The following is an 18,043-nucleotide window of genomic DNA, read 5'->3' on the forward strand; positions in this document are numbered from 1 at the left end:
ACTCAACGGTAGCGCCGCGGGCGCGGTCAGGTGCGCAGGTCGCGGTGTCCCGGTCGCGGCGTGCGGTCGGCAGCAGGAAACATCCCGTCCGGCCCGGGCAAGTAGGGCACGACCGCGGTAACGGCGGCGGCGGGCAGGGGGCCGTACAGGTGCGGAAACCGCATCGACGCCGGGTCGGTCGGCACGCCCGGCTCCCACCGCAGCTCGGCGCCGAGCCGGGCCGCGTCGAGGTACAGCAGCACGATGTCGTCGCGGCCGAGGAACAGACGGTTCGCGGGCAGCTGCACCTGTTCGGTGGTGGACAGGTGCACGAACCCGTCGGAGCCGACGCTGTCCGGGATGCGTCGCCCGCTGTCCCGGCATCGCGCCCAGTCGTCGGCGGTGCACATGTGCACGAGGGTCGGATCGGTCACGGAACGAACCTTATCCCCGAGGCGGTCCGTGACCTGTGTCACCGCCCGACCGGTGTCTGCTGTTAGTGAAACCACAAAGAAACACCGTCGGGAACATCGAACGAACGCCGAACGTCTGACAGAGTGATGCCACCGCGTCACCCGACGCGGCGGACCAGCCCCCAAGGTCCCGGGTCGCACCGGGAGCCAGTACGGAGGAGTCATGCCCGGAACCCTGACCAGCCCCCCGTTGACCGCAGCCGACCGGTGCGACCGGTGTGGTGCCGGAGCCCGCGTCCGCGCGGTGCTCGCCTCTGGTGGAGAGCTCCTCTTCTGCCAGCATCACGCCAACGAGCACGAGGATCGACTCCGCGCGATGAACGCCACCATCGTCACCGGCGCCATCGACGAAGCAGCGATCTAGGCCGTCAGAACCGGGCGGCCTGACCCTCAGACCCCCATTCGACACCGAAGGGCCCGCATCCACCGGATGCGGGCCCTTCGGCGTGCGGTCACCACCACAGCGGGCGGTGCACGTCACCACCACCGCGGGCGGTGCAATTCACCACCACCGCGGGCGGTGCAATTCACCACCGCCGGAGGGTGGCGATGCGGTCGGTGAGTTGCTCGACGGTCGCAATGGCCGTCGGCGGCCCGCCGCACACGCGGCGCAGTTCGCCGTGGATCCAGCCGTGCGGTTTGCCGGTGCGGTGATGGGTCATCGCGACGAGGCTGTTGAGTTCCTTGCGCAGCTCCGCCAGCTTCGCCGCGGACCCCACCCGGTCGGTCACCGCGGGCGGCGGGACCGGGGCGGCCGGTTCGGCGGGTTTCTTGTCCAGCTGGCTGGCCTGCCGCTCGCGGAGCAGTGCCCGCATCTGCTCGGCGTCGAGCAGACCCGGGAGCCCCAGATAGTCGGCCTCCTCGTCGCTGCCCGCGAAGGTCGCGGTGCCGAACGAGGAGCCGTCGTAGATGACCTGGTCGAGTTCGGCATCGGCGCCGAGGGAGGTGAACGCCTTCTCCTCCTCCCCGAGCTCGTCCTTCTGCTTGTTCGCGTCGGTGATCAGGTCGTCGTCGAGGCCGTCCTTCTCGCGGTGCGGTTTGCCGAGGACGTGGTCGCGTTGCACCTCGAGCTGGCTGGCCAGGTCGAGCAGGACGGGCACCGACGGGACGAAGACGCTGGCCGTCTCCCCCTTCCGCCGGGAGCGCACGAACCGGCCGATGGCCTGCGCGAAGAACAGCGGGGTCGACGCGCTGGTCGCGTACACCCCGACCGCCAGCCGCGGCACGTCGACGCCCTCGGACACCATCCGCACCGCGACCATCCACGGTTCGGTATTGCCGCTGAACTCGGCGATCCGCTTCGAGGCGGTGGGGTCGTCGGAGAGGACGACGGTCGGCGCCTGCCCGGTGAGGGCCTCGAGGATCTTCGCGTATGCGCGGGCGACGGTCTGGTCGGTCGCGATCACCAGGCCGCCCGCGTCGGGCATGCCGCCGGACCGCAGCTGCTGCAGGCGCGTGTTCGCCGCGGTGAGGACCGCGGGAATCCAGTCACCTGCCGGGTCCAGCGCGGTTCGCCAGGCCCGGGCGGTCTGTTCGGCGGACAGCGGTTCCCCGAGCCGGGCGGCGAACTCCTCGCCCGCATTGTTGCGCCAGCGGGCCTCACCGGAGTAGGCGAGGAACACGACCGGGCGGACGACGCCGTCGGCGAGGGCGTCGGAGTAGCCGTACGCGTGGTCGGCCTTCGACCGCATCAGGCCCTCGCGGTCCGGCTCGTATTGGACGAACGGGATCGCGGAGTCGTCGCTGCGGAACGGGGTGCCGGTGAGGGCGAGCCGACGCGTTGCCGGCTCGTACGCCTCCCGGATCGCGTCGCCCCAGCTCTTCGCGTCGCCGCCGTGGTGGATCTCGTCGAGGATCACCAGGGTGCGCCGGTTCTCGGTCCGCACCCGGTGCTTCGTCGGATGCGACGCGACCTGCGCATAGGTGACGACGACGCCGTGATAGTCGGCGGAGGTCTGACCGGTCGAGTTGGAGAAGTTCGCGTCGAGCGCGATGCCCACGCGGGCCGCGGATTCCGCCCACTGGTGCTTGAGGTGTTCGGTTGGCGCGACGACGGTGATCTGGTCGACGGTACGGTCACCGAGCAATTCGGCGGCAACCCGGAGGGCGAACGTCGTCTTACCGGCGCCCGGTGTCGCGACCGCGAGGAAGTCCCGCGGCGTCGTCGCCAGGTACTTCGTCAGGGCGCGCCGCTGCCAGGCGCGGAGCGTCGAGGTGGGCGCGGGGGCCGGTGTTTCGGTGTCACCTGTGAGCACTGAATTACCCGAAAGCACTGTCGCGTCCGCTCCTTCTCGACTGCGGGTCGATCTCGACCGTGAGGACTGCCGGACGAGCCTAACCCCGACCGCCGACGTTCTCCGCATCCAATGGCGCACACCACCAAAGGTGTCGCGGCGCCGACAGCGACCGACCGGGAAGTGTCCGACACGACCACCACCGGTGCGGCCCGGGACCCGGTCGTCAGGGATGCTGGACACATCATGAGCGAACCGATCGGCGACCAGCACCCTGGTGGGGGTCCCGCGGCGCCGACCGACCTACCGACGCATCACGCGGACCCGAGGCCGGACCGGCATCCGCTGCGAAAGACCTGGCAGGTGATCTCCCGGACCGCGGTCAAGGCGTGGGGGGATTCGATCTTCGGGAAGGCCGCGACGGCCGCGTTCTGGCAGACCCTGTCGCTGCCGCCGCTGCTGCTGGGGCTGCTCGGCAGCATCGGCTACGTCGGCGGCTGGTTCGGCCCGGACATCCAGCGGATCATCGAGTCGAAGATCATCACGTTCAGCCACACCGCGTTCAGCGAGAACGTCGTCGACCAGTTGATCTCCCCCACCGTGTCGGATGTGCTCGGGCGCGGTCGGCCGGAGATCATCTCGGCCGGCTTCCTGCTGTCGCTGTGGGCCGGCTCGTCGGCGATCTCCACGTTCGTCGACTCGATCGTCGAGGCGCACGGGCAGAAGGATGCCCGGCACCCGGTGTGGCAGCGGATCTTCGCCCTGCTGCTCTACGTGATGTTCCTGGTGGTGGCGGTGTTCGTGCTGCCGCTGGTGGCGCTGGGCCCGACGTTGATCGGTCAGGTGCTGCCCGAATCCTGGTACGACGTCGGGTCCAGCCTGGTCGACAGCTTCTACTACCCGGCGGTGGGCCTGCTGCTGATCGCCGGGCTGACCACGCTGTACAAGGTGGCGTTGCCGAAGACGTTGCCGTGGCATCGGCTGCTCGGCGGGTCGCTGCTCGCGGGGGTGTTCTTCATGGCCGCGAGCGTGGTGCTGCGTCGCTACCTCACCTGGGTGACGGGCACCGGGTACACCTACGGTGCGCTCGCCGCCCCGATCGCCTTCCTGCTGTTCACGTTCTTCCTCGGGTTCGCGGTGGTGCTTGGCGCCCAGTTCAACGCGACGATCCAGGAGTTTTGGCCCGCGCGCGCGACCCGGATCGAGCAGGTGCGGGAGTGGCTGGCCGCGCAGGCAGCGGCCGACGCGGGTGGGCCGGTGACGAGCCTGACCCGCCGACTGACGACCACGCCGATCCGCGCCGTCGGGACCGCCCGCGGCAAGCACGAGGAACCGGATCCCGAGGACCACCCGGATGCCTGCCCGCTGCCCCGGGAGTGACCGGCGGCGGGAGCTCGGCTCAGGGCACGACCAGGATCCGTCCGCGCGCCGCCCCTGACTCGAGCGCGCGGTGCGCGGCGGCCGCGTCCTCAAGGCGGTAGGTGGCCCCGACCCGTCCCCGGAGGCGGCCCGGCAGTAGACCGTTGACGGTCCGTGCGGCCGCGGCGAGGTCGTCGACGGACGCGTTGCTGATCGCGAAGCCACACACGGCCGCGTCGGCGGTGTACAACGGCCCGACCGGCAGCACCGGTGCGGCATCGAGGCCTGCAGCGACCACGATCCGGCCACCATGCCGGAGTAGGGGAAGCCATGCGCCAAGGTCGTACTCGCCGCTGGTGTCCCACCACACGTCGACTCCGTCCGGGGCGGCGGCCCTGATCCGGTCCACCGCGCCCTCCGTGTGCTGATCGATCACCGTCTCCGCCCCGCAGGCCCGGCACCACTCGGCGTCGCCGACCGCCGCGGTGGCCAGCACTCGGGCGCCGACCGCGGCGGCCACCTGCACCGCCGCGCTGCCGACCGCGCCGCTGGCGTGCCCGACCAGGACCGTCTCCCCCGGCTGGACCCGCGCCGTGCGCAGCAGCCCCAGGTGCGCGGTGGCCCCGGCATGCAGCACGGGCGCCGCGGCCAGCGGGTCGACCCGGTCGGGAAGCCGGTACAGCCGGTCGGCCTGCACCGACACATACTCCGAGAACGTCCCCTGCCTGCCCCCGTAGCCGAGGCTGTTGCACCAGACCCGGTCCCCGACGCGGTGCTCGGTGACGCCCGCTCCCGCCTCGACGACGGTCCCGACCAGGTCGCGGCCGATGACGAACGGCAGCGGGATCGGGGTCCGGTAGGCACCGGACCTGACGAACAGGTCGACATGGTTGACCGCGGTGGCCGTCAGTCGGACCAGCACCTCGGTACCGCCTGGCCGTGGGACCGGCAGCTGCCCGACCTCGATCCGCTCGACTCCCCCGCGGTGCCGGATGAACGCCGCGCGCATCGTCCGCGGCGCACTGCCCCGGTGGTCGGCGCCGTCGGGCGTGGGATCGGCCGCGAGCGGGCCGAGCCCTGCTGCCTCCACGTAGCGTCGCCCGAACGAGGCGACGAGGTCGGATTCACGGGCACCGCCCCAGGTGTAGGCGGGCGACCGGATCGGGGCCGCGCGGCGCACGGTGATCAGGGCCGCCTCGTTGGCCGGGTACCCGGGTCCGTTCAGCGCGAGGAGCCAGTCGTGCAGCCACTCGTACACGGGATGGCCGGGTGCGACGATCGCGGCCTCGCCCGCGAATCGGTAGCCCCGGCGTTTGAATACGTCGACGGCGTTGACCTCGACCCGCGGATCCCGGCGCAGATTGGCCATCGTGTGCGGGGAGGCGATGTCCATGAACGCCAGGTGGTCGTCGTCGTACACCCGGACCGACCCCTTCGGGGACAGGTTCGGGGCGCCGTCCGGGGACACCGTCGCGACGAACGACAGCATCGCCGACTCGACGATTCCGCGCATGTCCGCATCGATGACGCCCACCGGTCGCCTCCCGCGCCCCGCTTCGGTGGCCCGCCGGGGTTTACTCCCCCGGCCGGAGCCCGTCGTAGATCTTCTTGCAGTCGGGGCACACCGGCGATCCCGGCTTCGCGGACTTCGTCACGGGGAACACCTCACCGCAGAGCGCGACGACATGGGTGCCCATGACGGCGCTCTCGGCGATCTTGTTCTTCTTGACGTAGTGGAAGTACTTGGGGACGTCGTCATCGGTGGACTCGTCGGTCGTGGTGTCGGGACGTTCCTTGGTCACAGTGCTCACCGGTCCATGATGACGCATTCGGCGAAGGTCGGCGAGGATGCACCCGAACCCCGGTGGTGCATCTCGGCCCGCGGAGTGGGACGCTGGAGCCATGCCTTCGAGTTCGGACAACCTCCCACCCGCCGAGGGCGACGAGAGTTCGCGCAATCCGATCCTGATCACCGACGCGGCGACGTCGTTCGACGAGCAGCAGCGGGCCCGGATCCGCAAGTACACGATCATGATGGGGATCCGGATCCCGGCGCTGGTGCTGGCGGCAATCGCGTACAGCGCGTGGGGCAACGGGTGGATCAGCCTGCTGATCATCGGCGCGTCGATCCCGCTGCCGTGGATCGCGGTCCTGATGGCGAACGATCGCCCGCCGCGGCGCGCCGACGAGCCGCGCCGGTTCGACCACCGGCCGACGCCGGGCCCGGCGATCGAGTCGGCACCCCACCGCACCATCGAGGGGTGAGAGTGACTGGGAGAATGGCCGCGTGAACCGCGACCTCCTCTCCCTGTGCGGCCCGCTGCGCGAGGCCCTGCACCGCACCGACTACACCGCCGACGCCCTGCTCGATGCACTGGGGGCGGACGCGCATGCCGCGCTCAGCCGGTACGAGCCGGTGCCGGTCCGCCGCGCCACCCGGGATGCGGGCGAGCTTGGCGTACTGACTCGACTGTTCCTGCTCGGCGATGACTGCGCCGCGGCCGAGGTCGCGGCGGTGCTCGCGCCCGTCGATCTCGACCATGCGGTCGCCGCGGGGCTGCTCGAACGGGACGGCGACCTGGTCCGGGCCGCGTTGGACCTGCGGCCGATGGACCTCGGCCACGGCAACCGCTGGGTGCTCGCCGACCTGGACGGGAGCATGCGGCCACGCACGACGGCGCCGGATCACGTGCTCGGGGTCGGGCACGCGTCACTGTCGCTGCTGCGCGGCACCCCGACGGCGGCGACGGGGTCGGTGCTCGACGTCGGCACCGGCTGCGGGATCCAGGCGCTGCACGCCGCCGAGTACGCCGGTTCGGTGACGGCGACCGACATCAATGTGCGGGCCCTCGACCTGGCGGCCGCGACGTTCGCGCTCAATGGGGTCCAGGCGGAGTTGCTGCCGGGATCATGGTTCGAGCCGGTCGCCGGCCGCGCCTTCGATCGGGTGGTGGCGAATCCGCCGTTCGTGGTGGGGCGGGCCAGGGTCGAGCACACCTACCGGGATTCGGGGTTGGACCTGGACGGGGCGAGCGAGCTGATGATCTCGCGGGCGAGCGAGCACCTGAACCCGGGCGGGACCGCGGCGATGCTCGCGTCGTGGGTGCACGTGGCAGGCCAGGACTGGCGGTCCCGGGTGGCGTCGTGGCTGCCCGCGCACGGCGTGGACGCCTGGATCGTGCAGCGCGACGTCGCCGACCCGGCGCTGTACGTCGGCACCTGGATGCGGGACGCCGGGCTGGACCCGCGGGATCCGGCGACGGCCGCGCAGGCCGAGTCGTGGCTGGCGCACTTCGCGGACAGCGACGTTGAGGGGATCGGATTCGGGTTCGTGTACCTGCGGCGGACCGACGCCCCGTCGGACGTGCTTGCGGAGGATCTGCGGCACGGCTACAGCGATCCGCTGGGCGACGAGGCGCTCGGCTATCTCGATCGGGTGGCGTGGCTGCGGGAGCGGGACGTGCTCGAGGAACGCTTCGCGGTGGCACCCGCGACGGCGCTGGAGCGGGTGTACCTGCCGGGCGAGGAGGGCTGGCGGCAGGTCGTGGCGCGGGTGCATCGAGGGGACGGCCCCGCGTGGCAGCACGAGGTGGACGACCTGGCCGCGGCGCTGCTCGGCGGAATGCGCGGGGACGGGTTGGCGTTGGGCGAACTGGTGGATCTGCTCGCCGCGGCACACGACGAGCCCGCGGAACCGCTGGCGGACGCCGCCGTCGCGCTGCTGCACGGCCTGGTGCGGCACGGTCTGGTGCTCCCCGCCTGACGCACCGTTCCCGGTCGCCGTTCTTCTCAGCTACTTCTCAGGCGCGAGGCGGGAAATACGCAGGTCAGCGCCGATGTGACCGGGACCGCTCGGGAACTTTGCCTGCCGGTGGGGCGTTGAACATCGTGAGAGACCACCGATGAGGAGGCAGGTCATGACGAGCCCCACCACCCGCCGAGCGCGCCCGACCCCCGAGGATCTGGACGCCCAGTCCCCGGCCGCGGACCTGGTCCGCGTCTACCTGAACGGGATCGGACGCACCGCGTTGCTGACCGCAGCGGACGAGGTCGAGCTGGCGAAGCGGATCGAGGCGGGACTGTACGCGGCGCACGTGCTCAACACGGGCAAGCGGCTGACGGCGGCGAAGAAGCGGGACCTGGCCAGCATCGTCCGGGACGGGGAGCGGGCCCGCAGCCATCTGCTTGAGGCGAACCTGCGGCTGGTCGTCTCGCTGGCGAAGCGGTACACCGGCCGCGGCATGCCGCTGCTCGACCTGATCCAGGAGGGCAACCTCGGCCTGATCCGCGCGATGGAGAAGTTCGACTACGCGAAGGGTTTCAAGTTCTCCACGTATGCGACGTGGTGGATCCGGCAGGCCATCACCCGCGGCATGGCGGACCAGTCCCGAACCATCCGGCTGCCCGTGCACCTGGTCGAGCAGGTGAACAAGCTGGCCCGGATCAAGCGGGAACTCCATCAGCAGCTCGGCAGGGAGGCCACCGACGACGAGCTGTCGGAGGAGTCGGGCATCCCGGTCGCGAAGATTGCCGATCTGCTCGACCACAGCCGGGATCCGGTCAGCCTGGACATGCCGGTCGGCACCGATGAGGAGGCCCCGCTCGGCGACTTCATCGAGGACTCGGAGGCGACGTCCGCGGAGAACGCGGTGATCGCGGGGCTGCTGCACAGCGACGTCCGCAGCGTGCTCGGCACCCTGGACGAGCGGGAACAGCAGGTGATCCGGCTCCGCTACGGCCTGGACGACGGGCAGCCGCGGACCCTGGATCAGATCGGCAAGATCTTCGGCCTTTCCCGGGAGCGGGTCCGGCAGATCGAACGCGAGGTGATGGGCAAGCTGCGTCAGGGTGAGCGCGCCGACCGCCTGCGGGCCTACGCCAGCTGACGCTCCCCCCCCCCGACCCGCGCCGGCCGGTCCCGACCCCCTCCCCCCTCGGGTGTCACGGACCGGTCGGCGCGCCCATGACCGCCCCGCCCGCTCGGATCAGCGCAGCCTGCGGGGCCCCAGGTCGACCCTGGTGCTCGGTTCGGGACCGATCCGGACCCGGGAGTCGGTGATCTCGGCGCCGGTGGCGCTGGCCAGGACCGGTTCGCACACCAGCTCGCGGACCTCGGGGAGGTCGTCGCCGAGCGCGGAGATGCGCTGCAGCAGGTCCACCAGCGCCGCCCGATTGACTCCCGGCCCGCCCCGGTAGCCGGCCAGCAGCGGCGCCGCCTTCGGCGCGTCGATCAGTTCCCCCGCCTCCTCCTCGGTCAACGGCAGCACCCGGTAGGCCCGGTCGCCGAGCAGGTCGGAGATCACCCCGGCAAGGCCGAACGAGATCAGTGACCCGAACGACGGGTCGTCCTGCACCCCGATCGCGCAGCCGAACCCCTTTGTCGCCATCTTCTGCACGTACAGCAGCGGGTCGCCGGAGGCGGCGGCAAGGTCCCGGTAGGCGCGGCGCACCCCGTCCGGGGTGTCGAGGTCGAGCCGCACCCCACCGAGGTCGGGGCGGTGCCGCCACTGCTCGCGGGTCGCCTTCACCGCCACCGGGTAGCCGAGCTCGGCGGCCGCCGCGACGGCCTGGTCCTCGCTGGAGGCGGCGGCGAACTGCGCGATCGCGACGCCGTAGCAGGCGAGCAGTTCCGCGGCCTCGAAGTCGGTGAGCCAGCGGCCGTCGGGGCCGCTGCCCTCGACCCAGGTGTGCACGAGGTCGGCGGCGCGGGCGGCGTCGATGCCGTCGGGGCGCACCACCTGCGAGGTCGGCTTGTCCCGCCACTGCGCGTACCGCCACGCCCGGGCCAGCGCCAGCGCGGCCCGCTCGGGCCCCGGATAGGACGGGACGGATCCGCGCACCGGGTGCCCCGCGGGTCCGGGCACCGCGAGCACGTCCGGGATGCCTTCGACGGCGAGGAAGGTGGTGACGATCGGCTTGCCGCTGTCGCTGGCGGCGTCCCGCAGCGCCTTCGCGTACGGCTCCGGGTCCATCGCGACGGGCGGAACGAACACCGCGATCACCGAGTCCACCGCGGGATTCTCGATCGCGGCCCGCACCGCGCCCGCGAACTGGTCCGGGGTGGCCTGCGGCCCGAGGTCGACCGGGTCGGCCGCCTCGAGTCCCTCGGACCGGGCGGCGTCGACGGCGAGCAACCCGAGTGCCGACGAGTTGCCGACCACCGCCAGCCGCGGCCCCGAGGGCAGCGGCTGGTAGCCGAACAACACGGCGCAGTCGAAGAGTTGGGCGATCGATCCGACCTGGACCACGCCTGCCTGTGCGAACAGGTCGGAGACGATGGAGTCGTCGATCTCGACGGAGGTCGCCTTGAGCGCGGTCGGGACGGCGTGCCGCCCGGACTTGACCGCGACGACCGGCTTGTTGCGGGCCACCCGCCGCGCGATGCGGGAGAACTTGCGCGGGTTGCCGAACGACTCCAGGTACAGCAGCACCACCTCGGTGTCGGGGTCGCTGTCCCAGTACTGCAGCAGGTCGTTGCCGGAGACGTCGGCGCGGTTGCCCGCCGAGACGAATGTCGACAGCCCGAGTTTCCTGCGTGCGGCCTCGTCGAGGATCGCGATGCCGAGGGCGCCGGACTGGCAGAAGAAGCCGACCTTCCCGCCGTGCGGAAGGACCGGGGCCAGGGTCGCGTTCAACTGGACCGCGGTGTGGGTGTTCGCGACGCCGAGCGCGTTCGGGCCGACCAGGCGCATGCCGTGGGCGCGGGCCGCGTGCACGAGTCGGCGTTCGGAGTCGTAGCCGTCCGAACCGGTCTCGCTGAACCCGGAGGAGACGACGACCAGCGCCTTGACGCCCTTGGCGAGGCAGTCGTCGAGGACCGCGTCGATCGCCTCGGCGGGCACCGCGACGACCGCGAGGTCCACGTCGTCGGGGATGTCGCGGACCGAGGGATAGGCCCGGACCCCGCGCACCGACCGGTGTTCGGCGTTGACCGGGTACACCGGACCGGCGAAGCCGGCCTCGAGGAGGTTGCGGAGCACCGCATTGCCCACCTTGGCGTCGTCGGTGGACGCACCGATCACCGCAACCGACTGGGGGCTGAGCAGGTTGCGGACGCTGCGCGCCTCGGCGGCGCGTTCGCGGGCGTTGCGCACCGTCAGCAGCGCCTCGGTGGGGTCGATGGCGAACTCGAGGCGCAGCACCCCGCCCTCGAAGCTGCGGCTGACCTGGTACCCGGCCTCCCGGAACACGCTGACCATGTTGCGGTTCTCGGCGAGCACCTCGGCAACGAACATCGTCAGGTGGTTCTCGGCGGCCGCGCCAGCGAGGTGCTCGAGCAGGATCGGGCCGAGGCCGCGGCCCTGGTGTTCGTCGGCGACGACGAATGCGACCTCGGCGGAGAGTCCGTCGCCGACGTCGAGCAGGCGCTCGTACCGCCCGACCGCGATGATGTCGTCGCCGAGGATCGCGACGAACGCGACCCGGTTGTGGTGGTCGACGGTGGTGAAGCGCACGAGGTCGCGCTGGGACATCGTCGGGTAGGGCCCGAAGTAGCGCAGGTACCGGGTCCGTTCGGACAGCTTGGCGTGGAACGCGATGAGCCGGTCGGCGTCGGCGGGGGTGATCGGCCGCAGGTGCACGGCGCCGCCGTCGGTCGCGAGCACATCCGCGATCCAGTGCGCGGGGAACGCCGGGCGCTGGGTCCGGTCGGGAAGGGGCTGGTCAGTCACGAGGGTCCTCCGGGTCCAGGCCGAGCAGCGGGAAACTCGCCCTGCGGGTGGCGATGATCGCGGCGTCGACCCGGACCAGCGCCCGGTCGACGGTGTCGTTGCCGGTCTCGGGTGTCCCGCCCGGCCCGTCCCACGACAGGTGGCCCGCGTCGCCGCCGTCGCTCATCGTGGTCGGCACCTCGACGGACGGGGCAAGCGCGGCGACCCGGTCCCGCCACGGCCCCGGCACGGCGGTCGCCGGGTCGAGGTCGCGGCCGAGCGCGGTGGCGATCAGGTGGGTCCAGGCGCGGGGCACGACCCGCACCAGCCCGTAGCCGCCGCCGCCGACCGCGATCCAGCGTCCGTCCGCGTACCGGTCGGCCAGGTCGCGCATGGCGCGGAACGCGGCGCGCTGCCCGTCGACGGTGAGCGAGAGGTCCGCGAGCGGGTCCTCACGATGGTTGTCGACGCCGCACTGGCTGATCACGATCTGCGGCTGGAACGCGGCGACGACGCCGGGAACCACGGCGTGGAATGCCCTCAGCCACACCGCATCCACCGTCCCGGGCAGGACCGGAATGTTGACCGAGGTGCCCTCCCCCGCACCGGAGCCGACCTCGCTGGACCAGCCGGTGTTGGGCCACAGGGTGGCCGGGTGCTGGTGAATGGACACCGTCAGCACCCGCGGATCACCGAGAAACGCGTGCTGCACGCCGTCGCCGTGGTGGGCATCGACATCGAGGTACGCGATCCGGTCGAATCCGTTGTCCAGCAACCAGGAGATGGCGATCGCCGCGTCGTTGTACACGCAGAAGCCGGAGGCCCAGTCCGCCATCGCGTGGTGCATCCCGCCACCGATGCTCACCGCGCGCCGGGTTCGCCCGGCCGCGACCTCGCGGGCCGCGGCGAGGGTGCCGCCCGCGAGGATCGCGCTGGCCTCGTGCATGTGCGGGAAGATCGGGTTGTCCTCGCTGCCCAGCCCGTGCGGCGCTGCCTCCCCGTCGGCGCGGGCGTCGGCGAGCCCCTGCACCGGTCCCGCGCCCGCCGCCTTCACCGCCGCGATGTAACCGGGGGTGTGGATCCGCAGGAGGTCCGCGTCGGTCGCGGGGTGGGGTGCGACGATCTCGGCACCCTCGATCAGGCCAAGCCCGCGCGCGAGTGACATCGTCAGGTCCAGCCGCGTCGGGTTCATCGGATGGTCCGCGCTCCACCGATAGTCGAGATAGTCGGGGCTCCACACGACGACGCCGTCGGCACCGGTGCCCGTCAGGGGGGAAGGGGGCGAGTCGGCCATGCCGTCACGCTACTGTCGCCGGGCGGGAAGGCGCGAGCGGCGCACGGCGTTGTACGGCAGGTGCAGCGTGTGGTGTCAGTCGCAGCCGCGGCGCGTGAGGCACTGATTCGTCGGATCACCCCGGTAGAATTGCCGGGAACGAAGGGGCGTGAGCGTGAAGGATCTGGTCGACACAACGGAGATGTACCTCCGGACGATCTACGACCTTGAAGAGGAAGGCGTCGTGCCGTTGCGGGCACGCATCGCCGAGCGGCTTGAGCAGAGCGGGCCGACGGTCAGCCAGACGGTGGCGCGGATGGAGCGCGACGGGCTGCTGCTGGTTGCCGGCGACCGGCACCTGGAGCTGACCGAGAAGGGCCGTGATCTCGCGATCGCGGTGATGCGCAAGCATCGTCTCGCGGAACGGTTGCTGGTCGACGTGATCGGACTCGAGTGGGATCAGGTGCACGCCGAGGCGTGCCGCTGGGAGCACGTGATGAGCGAGGAGGTCGAGCGCAGGCTGGTGAAGGTGCTCAACAACCCGACCACGTCGCCGTACGGCAACCCGATCCCGGGTCTCGCTCAGCTCGGCCTCGACGCCGAGGTGGGTGCCGAGTCGTTGATCCGGTTGACCGAGGTTCCCACCGGGCAGCCCACCGCGGTGGTGGTCCGCAGGCTCGCCGAGCACGTGCAGTCGGACCCCGAGATCATCTCGCAGCTGCGCGATGCCGGTGTGGTGCCGAACGCCCGGGTGACGGTCGAGACCCATCCGGACTCGGTGACGATCACCGTTCCCGGACACGAGGGTGTCGACCTGCCCGCGGAGATGGCGCACGCCGTCCAGGTCAAGCAGGTCTGATCGCGTGCGACTTCTGGTCACCGGCGGTGCCGGTTACGTGGGCAGTGTGTGCGCAACGGTGTTGCTCGAACGCGGTCACGACGTGGTGGTGATCGACGACCTGTCGACCGGCAACGCGGATGCGGTGCCCGCTGGCGCGGTGTTCGTCGAGGGCGACGTCGCCGCGGTGGCGGGCCGGGTCCTCGGCGAGGGCCCGGGTTTCGACGGGGTCCTGCACTTCGCGGCGCAGTCGCTGGTCGGTGAGTCGGTGCTCGAGCCGGCGAAGTACTGGCAGGGCAACGTCGTGACCACCCTCGCGCTGCTGGAGGCGATGCGCACGTCCGGCACTCCGCGGCTGGTGTTCTCGTCGACGGCCGCCACGTACGGCGAACCCGATCGCACGCCCATCACCGAGGACGATCCGACGCGGCCGACCAACCCGTACGGGGCAACGAAGCTGGCGATCGACCATGCCATCACCTCGTACGCCGCCGCGTACGGTCTGGCGGCGACCAGCCTGCGCTACTTCAATGTCGCGGGCGCCTACCGCGGCGCTGGCGAGAACCGCGTCGTGGAAACGCATCTCATCCCGCTGGTGCTCCAGGTCGCGCTCGGGCAGCGAGACAAGATCTCGGTGTTCGGCACCGACTGGCCGACGCCGGACGGCACCGCGGTCCGGGACTACATCCACGTTCTCGACCTTGCCGAAGCGCACCTGCTGGCCCTCGACAACGCCGTCGCCGGAACGCATTCGGTCTACAACCTCGGTAGCGGTGCGGGTTTCAGTGTTCGCGAAGTGATTTCGGCATGCCGCCGGGTGACCGGGCTGCCGATCTCCGCGGAGGACGCGCCGCGACGCGCGGGCGACCCCGCGGTCCTCGTCGCGTCGAGCGAGAAGGCGATCGCCGACCTCGGCTGGCGGCCGAAGCACACCGATCTCGACGAGATCGTCTCGGACGCCTGGACGTACCTGCAGGATCTCGGGGACCGCTCGCACGCCGCCCAGCGCGGGTAGCCACCGAAGGCGGGCATTCGCCGACGCCGCTGCGGCACGGCATGCGATGCTGCACAGCATTCCCGTAGCCGGGCGTCGGCCCCGCCTACCCGCGTGCCAGCAAAGGACCGTGTCCGTGGCGAAATCCACTCGTGCGCTCGGGGGATCGACGGTGCGTGCACTGTTGATCCCCCTTGCGGCACTGCTTCTCCTCACCGCTCCCCCCGCCGCGGCGGCCCCCGGTTCCACCGCGCCGGACCTTGGCAGCGCGTCGGGATCGGTCGCGCCCGGCGATCTGGCGAGCGCGGACAACCCCGACTGGATGAGTCTGCTGCCCGACGACGTCGGGCTGTCCGAACTGTCCCTGCCCGGCACGCACGACACGATGGCGCACCGCGGGTCGATCTTCGCGCAGACGCAAGACGCCGACCTCCCGACCCAGTTGCGGGCGGGGGTCCGGGTCCTCGATGTCCGGACCCGGCACTTCCGGGACGCCTTCCCGATCCACCACGGCATCGAGTACCTCGACAGCACCTTCACCGACGTCGTCGTTCAGGTCACCGACTTCCTCCGCAGCCATCCGACCGAGGCGGTGGTCATGCGTCTCAAGGAGGAGTACACGGCCGCCGAGAACACCCGCACCTATGAGGACACCCTGCGGTGGTACATCGACGCCGACCCCGCAACCCGGGACCGGTTGCAGCAGCACCTGTGGCGGCCACCCGCGGGCGGGGGCGACTCCATCCCGACCCTCGGTGCGGCCCGCGGGAAGGTGGTGCTGCTCCAGAACTTCGCGGCGGCGGCGACGTACGGTCCGCGGTGGGGCGGTGACGCGATGGACATCCAGGACAGCTACGAGCTCACCGGCCTCGACGACCTCGACCGCAAGTGGGACCTGATCCGCACCCAGTTCGACCGGGCCGCGGCCGGTCCCGGCGAGACGTTCTTCGTGAATCACCTCAGCGCCACCGGCGTTCCCGCCGCGCTGGTGACGGGCACCGTGCCGGTGACCGTCGCGCGCGGGGTGCCCGGCGTGACCGGGATCCTCGACCGCACCGAGGACCACCTCGCCGAGCACCCGACCGGACGCACGGGCGTCGTGATGGCAGACTTCCCGACCGCCGACCTGGTCGACGCGCTGGTCGACCGCAACTTCCGCTGACCGCACCCGGTCACGCGCGCTCCCGTTCGACCGGGGGCAGGGCGACGCCGAGGTCCGCGGCGGCCCGGTGTCCGGTTCCGGCAAGGTCGGCGATCTTGCCGGGGCGGATGCCGGTGGCGAGCGCGTGATCGAGGAGCCCCGCCAGTCGATGGTCGGGGTTCGCGGCGAGCGCCGCGGCCAACGCGACCCCGGCCAGCGGGCCGTTGCCGCGGACGTAGCTGCTGAACCCGAGCAGTGCCGCTGGCTCGGCCCGTGCGGGTCCGGGCAGGGCCCGCGCCAACACGATCCAGGTCTGGTCGGCGGCATCGGCCTCCGCGGTGACCGCCAACCCCAGCAGCGAGTCGCGGACGGCGGGGCGCTCCAGCACGACCGAGAGCGCGACGATCTCGTCGTCGGTGAGATACCCGGTCGACGCGACGGTGGCGATCCGGGTGAGCGCGAACTCGAGCGCCGCCCGGTCGCGTCGCGGGACGGCCCGGGAGGCGGGGTGGCGGGCGACGGCGAGCAGTCGCGCCATCCGCAGCCGGTCCCGCCGGGGCAGCGGATGCAGGATCCGCGCCAGCTCGGCCCGCGACGCGAGGATCGGGCGCCCCCGCAGCACCTGCTCGGCGGCCACCGTCGACGCGGTCGGATCGGGCAGTCGCCCGCACCGCGGATCGCCGAGGATCCCCCACCACGGTCGCCCCGCCTCGATCGAGGGCGTCGCGTGCACCGCGGTCAGCATCACCCCGGCCGCGATGAGCGCGGCCGCCGCACCGTCGACGAGGCCGGCGACGGCCGGGCCGAGCGTCCCGGGTTCGCGGTCGTCGACGACGACGGCGACCGCCATGCTCGCGTCGGACCGCGCGCACACCCGTGCGATCAGTTCGAGTCCGGCGCGGTCACCGGCGGTGACGTCCCCGGCCGGAAGGTCCTGCCGCATCACGGTCTGCACCGCCGTCGGGGTACCGCCGAGGCTGATCACCACGATGGACCGGTGCGGCCGGAAGCCGAGCATCGCGGGGATCGCGGCGATCAGGTCGCCGGGTTCGCTGATCCGCAGCCGCGGTTCGTCGTCGGGTGCGGGATTCGGTTGCCTGCGTGTCATGCCTGCACGGTCCCCGACCGGGGCGACCACCACCGGGCCACGGACGTCGAATCCGCCTGCCCTGTGGACGAATTCCCGCGTCTTCCACAGCTGATGCCGCCGGGGTTTACTTTGCCGCCGCGGTGACCTTCTGGACGGTCTCGGTGAACAGCTGGTCCAGCGTCACCGAGTCGGGTGTGCCTGCGCCGAAGGACATGTGTGTCGCGGAGATGCGCACGTCGTCGACCTGGGCGAACAGCTTGAGCATCGACTGGGTGACGGTGCGGTCGGGGGTGCCGGAGGTAACCGTCTGCCGCAGCGCCAGCGTGTCGTCCGCGTTGAGCGGGGGCGCGGGCAGCACCGTGGTGGCGACCGTCGCCGTCGCGCCGCTCTTCGTCGTGGTCAGCTCCAGGCATTGGTCGATCTCGTTCGCCCGCACCGACAGCGGGGTGTCGACCCGGGTCAGTTCCACGGAGACGGTCGCCCGCGCGTCGTTGTCGGTGCCCACGATCAGGGCGGTGGCGTCCGGACCGAAGTTCTGCGGCGGGGGCTTGCACCCGGCCGGGTCAACCTTGGCGCCCGCCGGAATCCCGTCCAGGTCGGCGGCGGCCTGCTCCACCGCCTGCTCCGGCAGCACCAGGGCCTGGTAGGGCGCCGGGAAGTCGTCCGGGGCGGGCAGCATCGACGCCAGCGGCGCCTCGACCCGGTCCGCGGTGCCCGCCGCGGGAGTTGCCGCTCCCCCGACCGGTTCGGCGACACCCGAGACGTGCGAGGAGCATCCGGCGACCACCAGGGTGGCGGCGGCCGCTCCGGCCATCAGCATTCGGCGAGTCAACGACGGTCCTCTCGGGTTGCGGGCGGATGCGTCAACTCTGCCAGGTCGGGACCGCGGGGACGACCCGAGCGCGGCGCGGCGCGTCCCCGCACCGGCGACACGGGAATGATGTGTCCGCGCGTCACGTTGACTGATGCAATCGGGCGTGGGACCGGGGTGATCGCCCCGGCCGGCCGGTGAG

Annotated in this window: 16 protein-coding genes; 8 read left to right on the plus strand and 8 right to left on the minus strand. The window is 71.7% G+C overall.

Annotated elements, in window-relative coordinates; all coding sequences use genetic code 11:
* Window positions 1–26: 26 nt before the first annotated feature.
* Window positions 27–389 carry a DUF952 domain-containing protein gene (locus tag ACFWQG_RS16670; protein WP_378508852.1) on the minus strand — a complete coding sequence of 121 codons (363 nt, stop codon included), beginning with the start codon at window positions 387–389 and terminating at the stop codon, window positions 27–29.
* Window positions 390–615: 226 nt separating this feature from the next.
* Here ACFWQG_RS16670 and ACFWQG_RS16675 point away from each other — a divergent pair, with 226 nt between their 5' ends.
* Window positions 616–816, plus strand: a complete 201-nt coding sequence (locus tag ACFWQG_RS16675; RefSeq protein WP_378508745.1) for a hypothetical protein — start codon at window positions 616–618, stop codon at window positions 814–816.
* Between the two features lie 163 nt (window positions 817–979).
* Here ACFWQG_RS16675 and ACFWQG_RS16680 read toward each other — a convergent pair whose 3' ends face one another.
* Window positions 980–2,815 (minus strand): DEAD/DEAH box helicase, encoded by a 1,836-nt coding sequence (locus tag ACFWQG_RS16680; protein ID WP_378508746.1) that lies wholly within the window; start codon window positions 2,813–2,815, stop codon window positions 980–982.
* A gap of 234 nt (window positions 2,816–3,049) precedes the next feature.
* Between ACFWQG_RS16680 and ACFWQG_RS16685 the strand changes: the two genes are divergently transcribed.
* A complete protein-coding gene (locus tag ACFWQG_RS16685; protein WP_378508853.1) occupies window positions 3,050–4,066 on the plus strand; it encodes a YihY/virulence factor BrkB family protein in 1,017 nt (338 codons plus the stop codon).
* Window positions 4,067–4,085: 19 nt separating this feature from the next.
* Here the strand turns inward: ACFWQG_RS16685 and ACFWQG_RS16690 are convergent, their stop codons facing one another.
* Together ACFWQG_RS16690 and ACFWQG_RS16695 are read right to left on the minus strand one after the other, a co-directional pair.
* On the minus strand, window positions 4,086–5,579 hold the full coding sequence (locus tag ACFWQG_RS16690) for an alcohol dehydrogenase catalytic domain-containing protein (RefSeq protein ID WP_378508747.1): 1,494 nt from the start codon (window positions 5,577–5,579) through the stop codon (window positions 4,086–4,088).
* Window positions 5,580–5,619: 40 nt separating this feature from the next.
* A complete protein-coding gene (locus ACFWQG_RS16695) occupies window positions 5,620–5,856 on the minus strand; it encodes a DUF3039 domain-containing protein (RefSeq protein WP_378508748.1) in 237 nt (78 codons plus the stop codon).
* Between the two features lie 91 nt (window positions 5,857–5,947).
* Here ACFWQG_RS16695 and ACFWQG_RS16700 point away from each other — a divergent pair, with 91 nt between their 5' ends.
* From ACFWQG_RS16700 to ACFWQG_RS16710, 3 genes are all read left to right on the plus strand, one after another.
* Entirely contained in the window at window positions 5,948–6,310 is a 363-nt protein-coding gene (locus ACFWQG_RS16700; protein WP_378508749.1) for a DUF3099 domain-containing protein, read from the plus strand.
* A gap of 22 nt (window positions 6,311–6,332) precedes the next feature.
* Window positions 6,333–7,808, plus strand: coding sequence for a methyltransferase (locus ACFWQG_RS16705; RefSeq protein ID WP_378508750.1), 1,476 nt, complete (start codon window positions 6,333–6,335; stop codon window positions 7,806–7,808).
* A 154-nt stretch (window positions 7,809–7,962) separates the two neighbouring features.
* Complete coding sequence (locus ACFWQG_RS16710) at window positions 7,963–8,931, plus strand: sigma-70 family RNA polymerase sigma factor (RefSeq protein WP_378508751.1); 969 nt, start codon at window positions 7,963–7,965, stop codon at window positions 8,929–8,931.
* A 99-nt stretch (window positions 8,932–9,030) separates the two neighbouring features.
* On the opposite strand, the gene ACFWQG_RS16715 is transcribed toward ACFWQG_RS16710, so the two are convergent.
* Together ACFWQG_RS16715 and ACFWQG_RS16720 are read right to left on the minus strand one after the other, a co-directional pair.
* Window positions 9,031–11,715, minus strand: a complete 2,685-nt coding sequence (locus tag ACFWQG_RS16715; protein ID WP_378508752.1) for a GNAT family N-acetyltransferase — start codon at window positions 11,713–11,715, stop codon at window positions 9,031–9,033.
* The gene (locus ACFWQG_RS16720) at window positions 11,708–12,988 is read right to left on the minus strand and encodes an acetoin utilization protein AcuC (RefSeq protein ID WP_378508753.1); all 1,281 of its coding nucleotides are present in this window, start codon (window positions 12,986–12,988) and stop codon (window positions 11,708–11,710) included. The genes ACFWQG_RS16715 and ACFWQG_RS16720 overlap by 8 nt, the downstream gene beginning before the upstream one ends.
* 154 nt (window positions 12,989–13,142) lie before the next feature.
* Between ACFWQG_RS16720 and ACFWQG_RS16725 the strand changes: the two genes are divergently transcribed.
* From ACFWQG_RS16725 to ACFWQG_RS16735, 3 genes are all read left to right on the plus strand, one after another.
* The gene (locus ACFWQG_RS16725; RefSeq protein WP_378508854.1) at window positions 13,143–13,826 is read left to right on the plus strand and encodes an iron dependent repressor, metal binding and dimerization domain protein; all 684 of its coding nucleotides are present in this window, start codon (window positions 13,143–13,145) and stop codon (window positions 13,824–13,826) included.
* Between the two features lie 4 nt (window positions 13,827–13,830).
* Entirely contained in the window at window positions 13,831–14,820 is a 990-nt protein-coding gene (gene galE, locus ACFWQG_RS16730; RefSeq protein ID WP_378508754.1) for a UDP-glucose 4-epimerase GalE, read from the plus strand.
* 115 nt (window positions 14,821–14,935) lie between these two features.
* Window positions 14,936–15,961: a phosphatidylinositol-specific phospholipase C gene (locus tag ACFWQG_RS16735; RefSeq protein WP_378508755.1), complete on the plus strand. Its 1,026-nt coding sequence runs from the start codon at window positions 14,936–14,938 to the stop codon at window positions 15,959–15,961.
* Window positions 15,962–15,971: 10 nt separating this feature from the next.
* Here the strand turns inward: ACFWQG_RS16735 and ACFWQG_RS16740 are convergent, their stop codons facing one another.
* Both ACFWQG_RS16740 and ACFWQG_RS16745 read right to left on the minus strand, forming a co-directional pair.
* Entirely contained in the window at window positions 15,972–17,048 is a 1,077-nt protein-coding gene (locus tag ACFWQG_RS16740; protein ID WP_378508756.1) for a DUF4192 domain-containing protein, read from the minus strand.
* A 106-nt stretch (window positions 17,049–17,154) separates the two neighbouring features.
* The gene (locus ACFWQG_RS16745) at window positions 17,155–17,850 is read right to left on the minus strand and encodes a sensor domain-containing protein (RefSeq protein WP_378508855.1); all 696 of its coding nucleotides are present in this window, start codon (window positions 17,848–17,850) and stop codon (window positions 17,155–17,157) included.
* Window positions 17,851–18,043: the final 193 nt, after the last annotated feature.

Source organism: Rhodococcus sp. NPDC058532 (genome assembly GCF_042719255.1).
Classification (GTDB): Bacteria; Actinomycetota; Actinomycetes; order Mycobacteriales; family Mycobacteriaceae; genus Rhodococcus_G.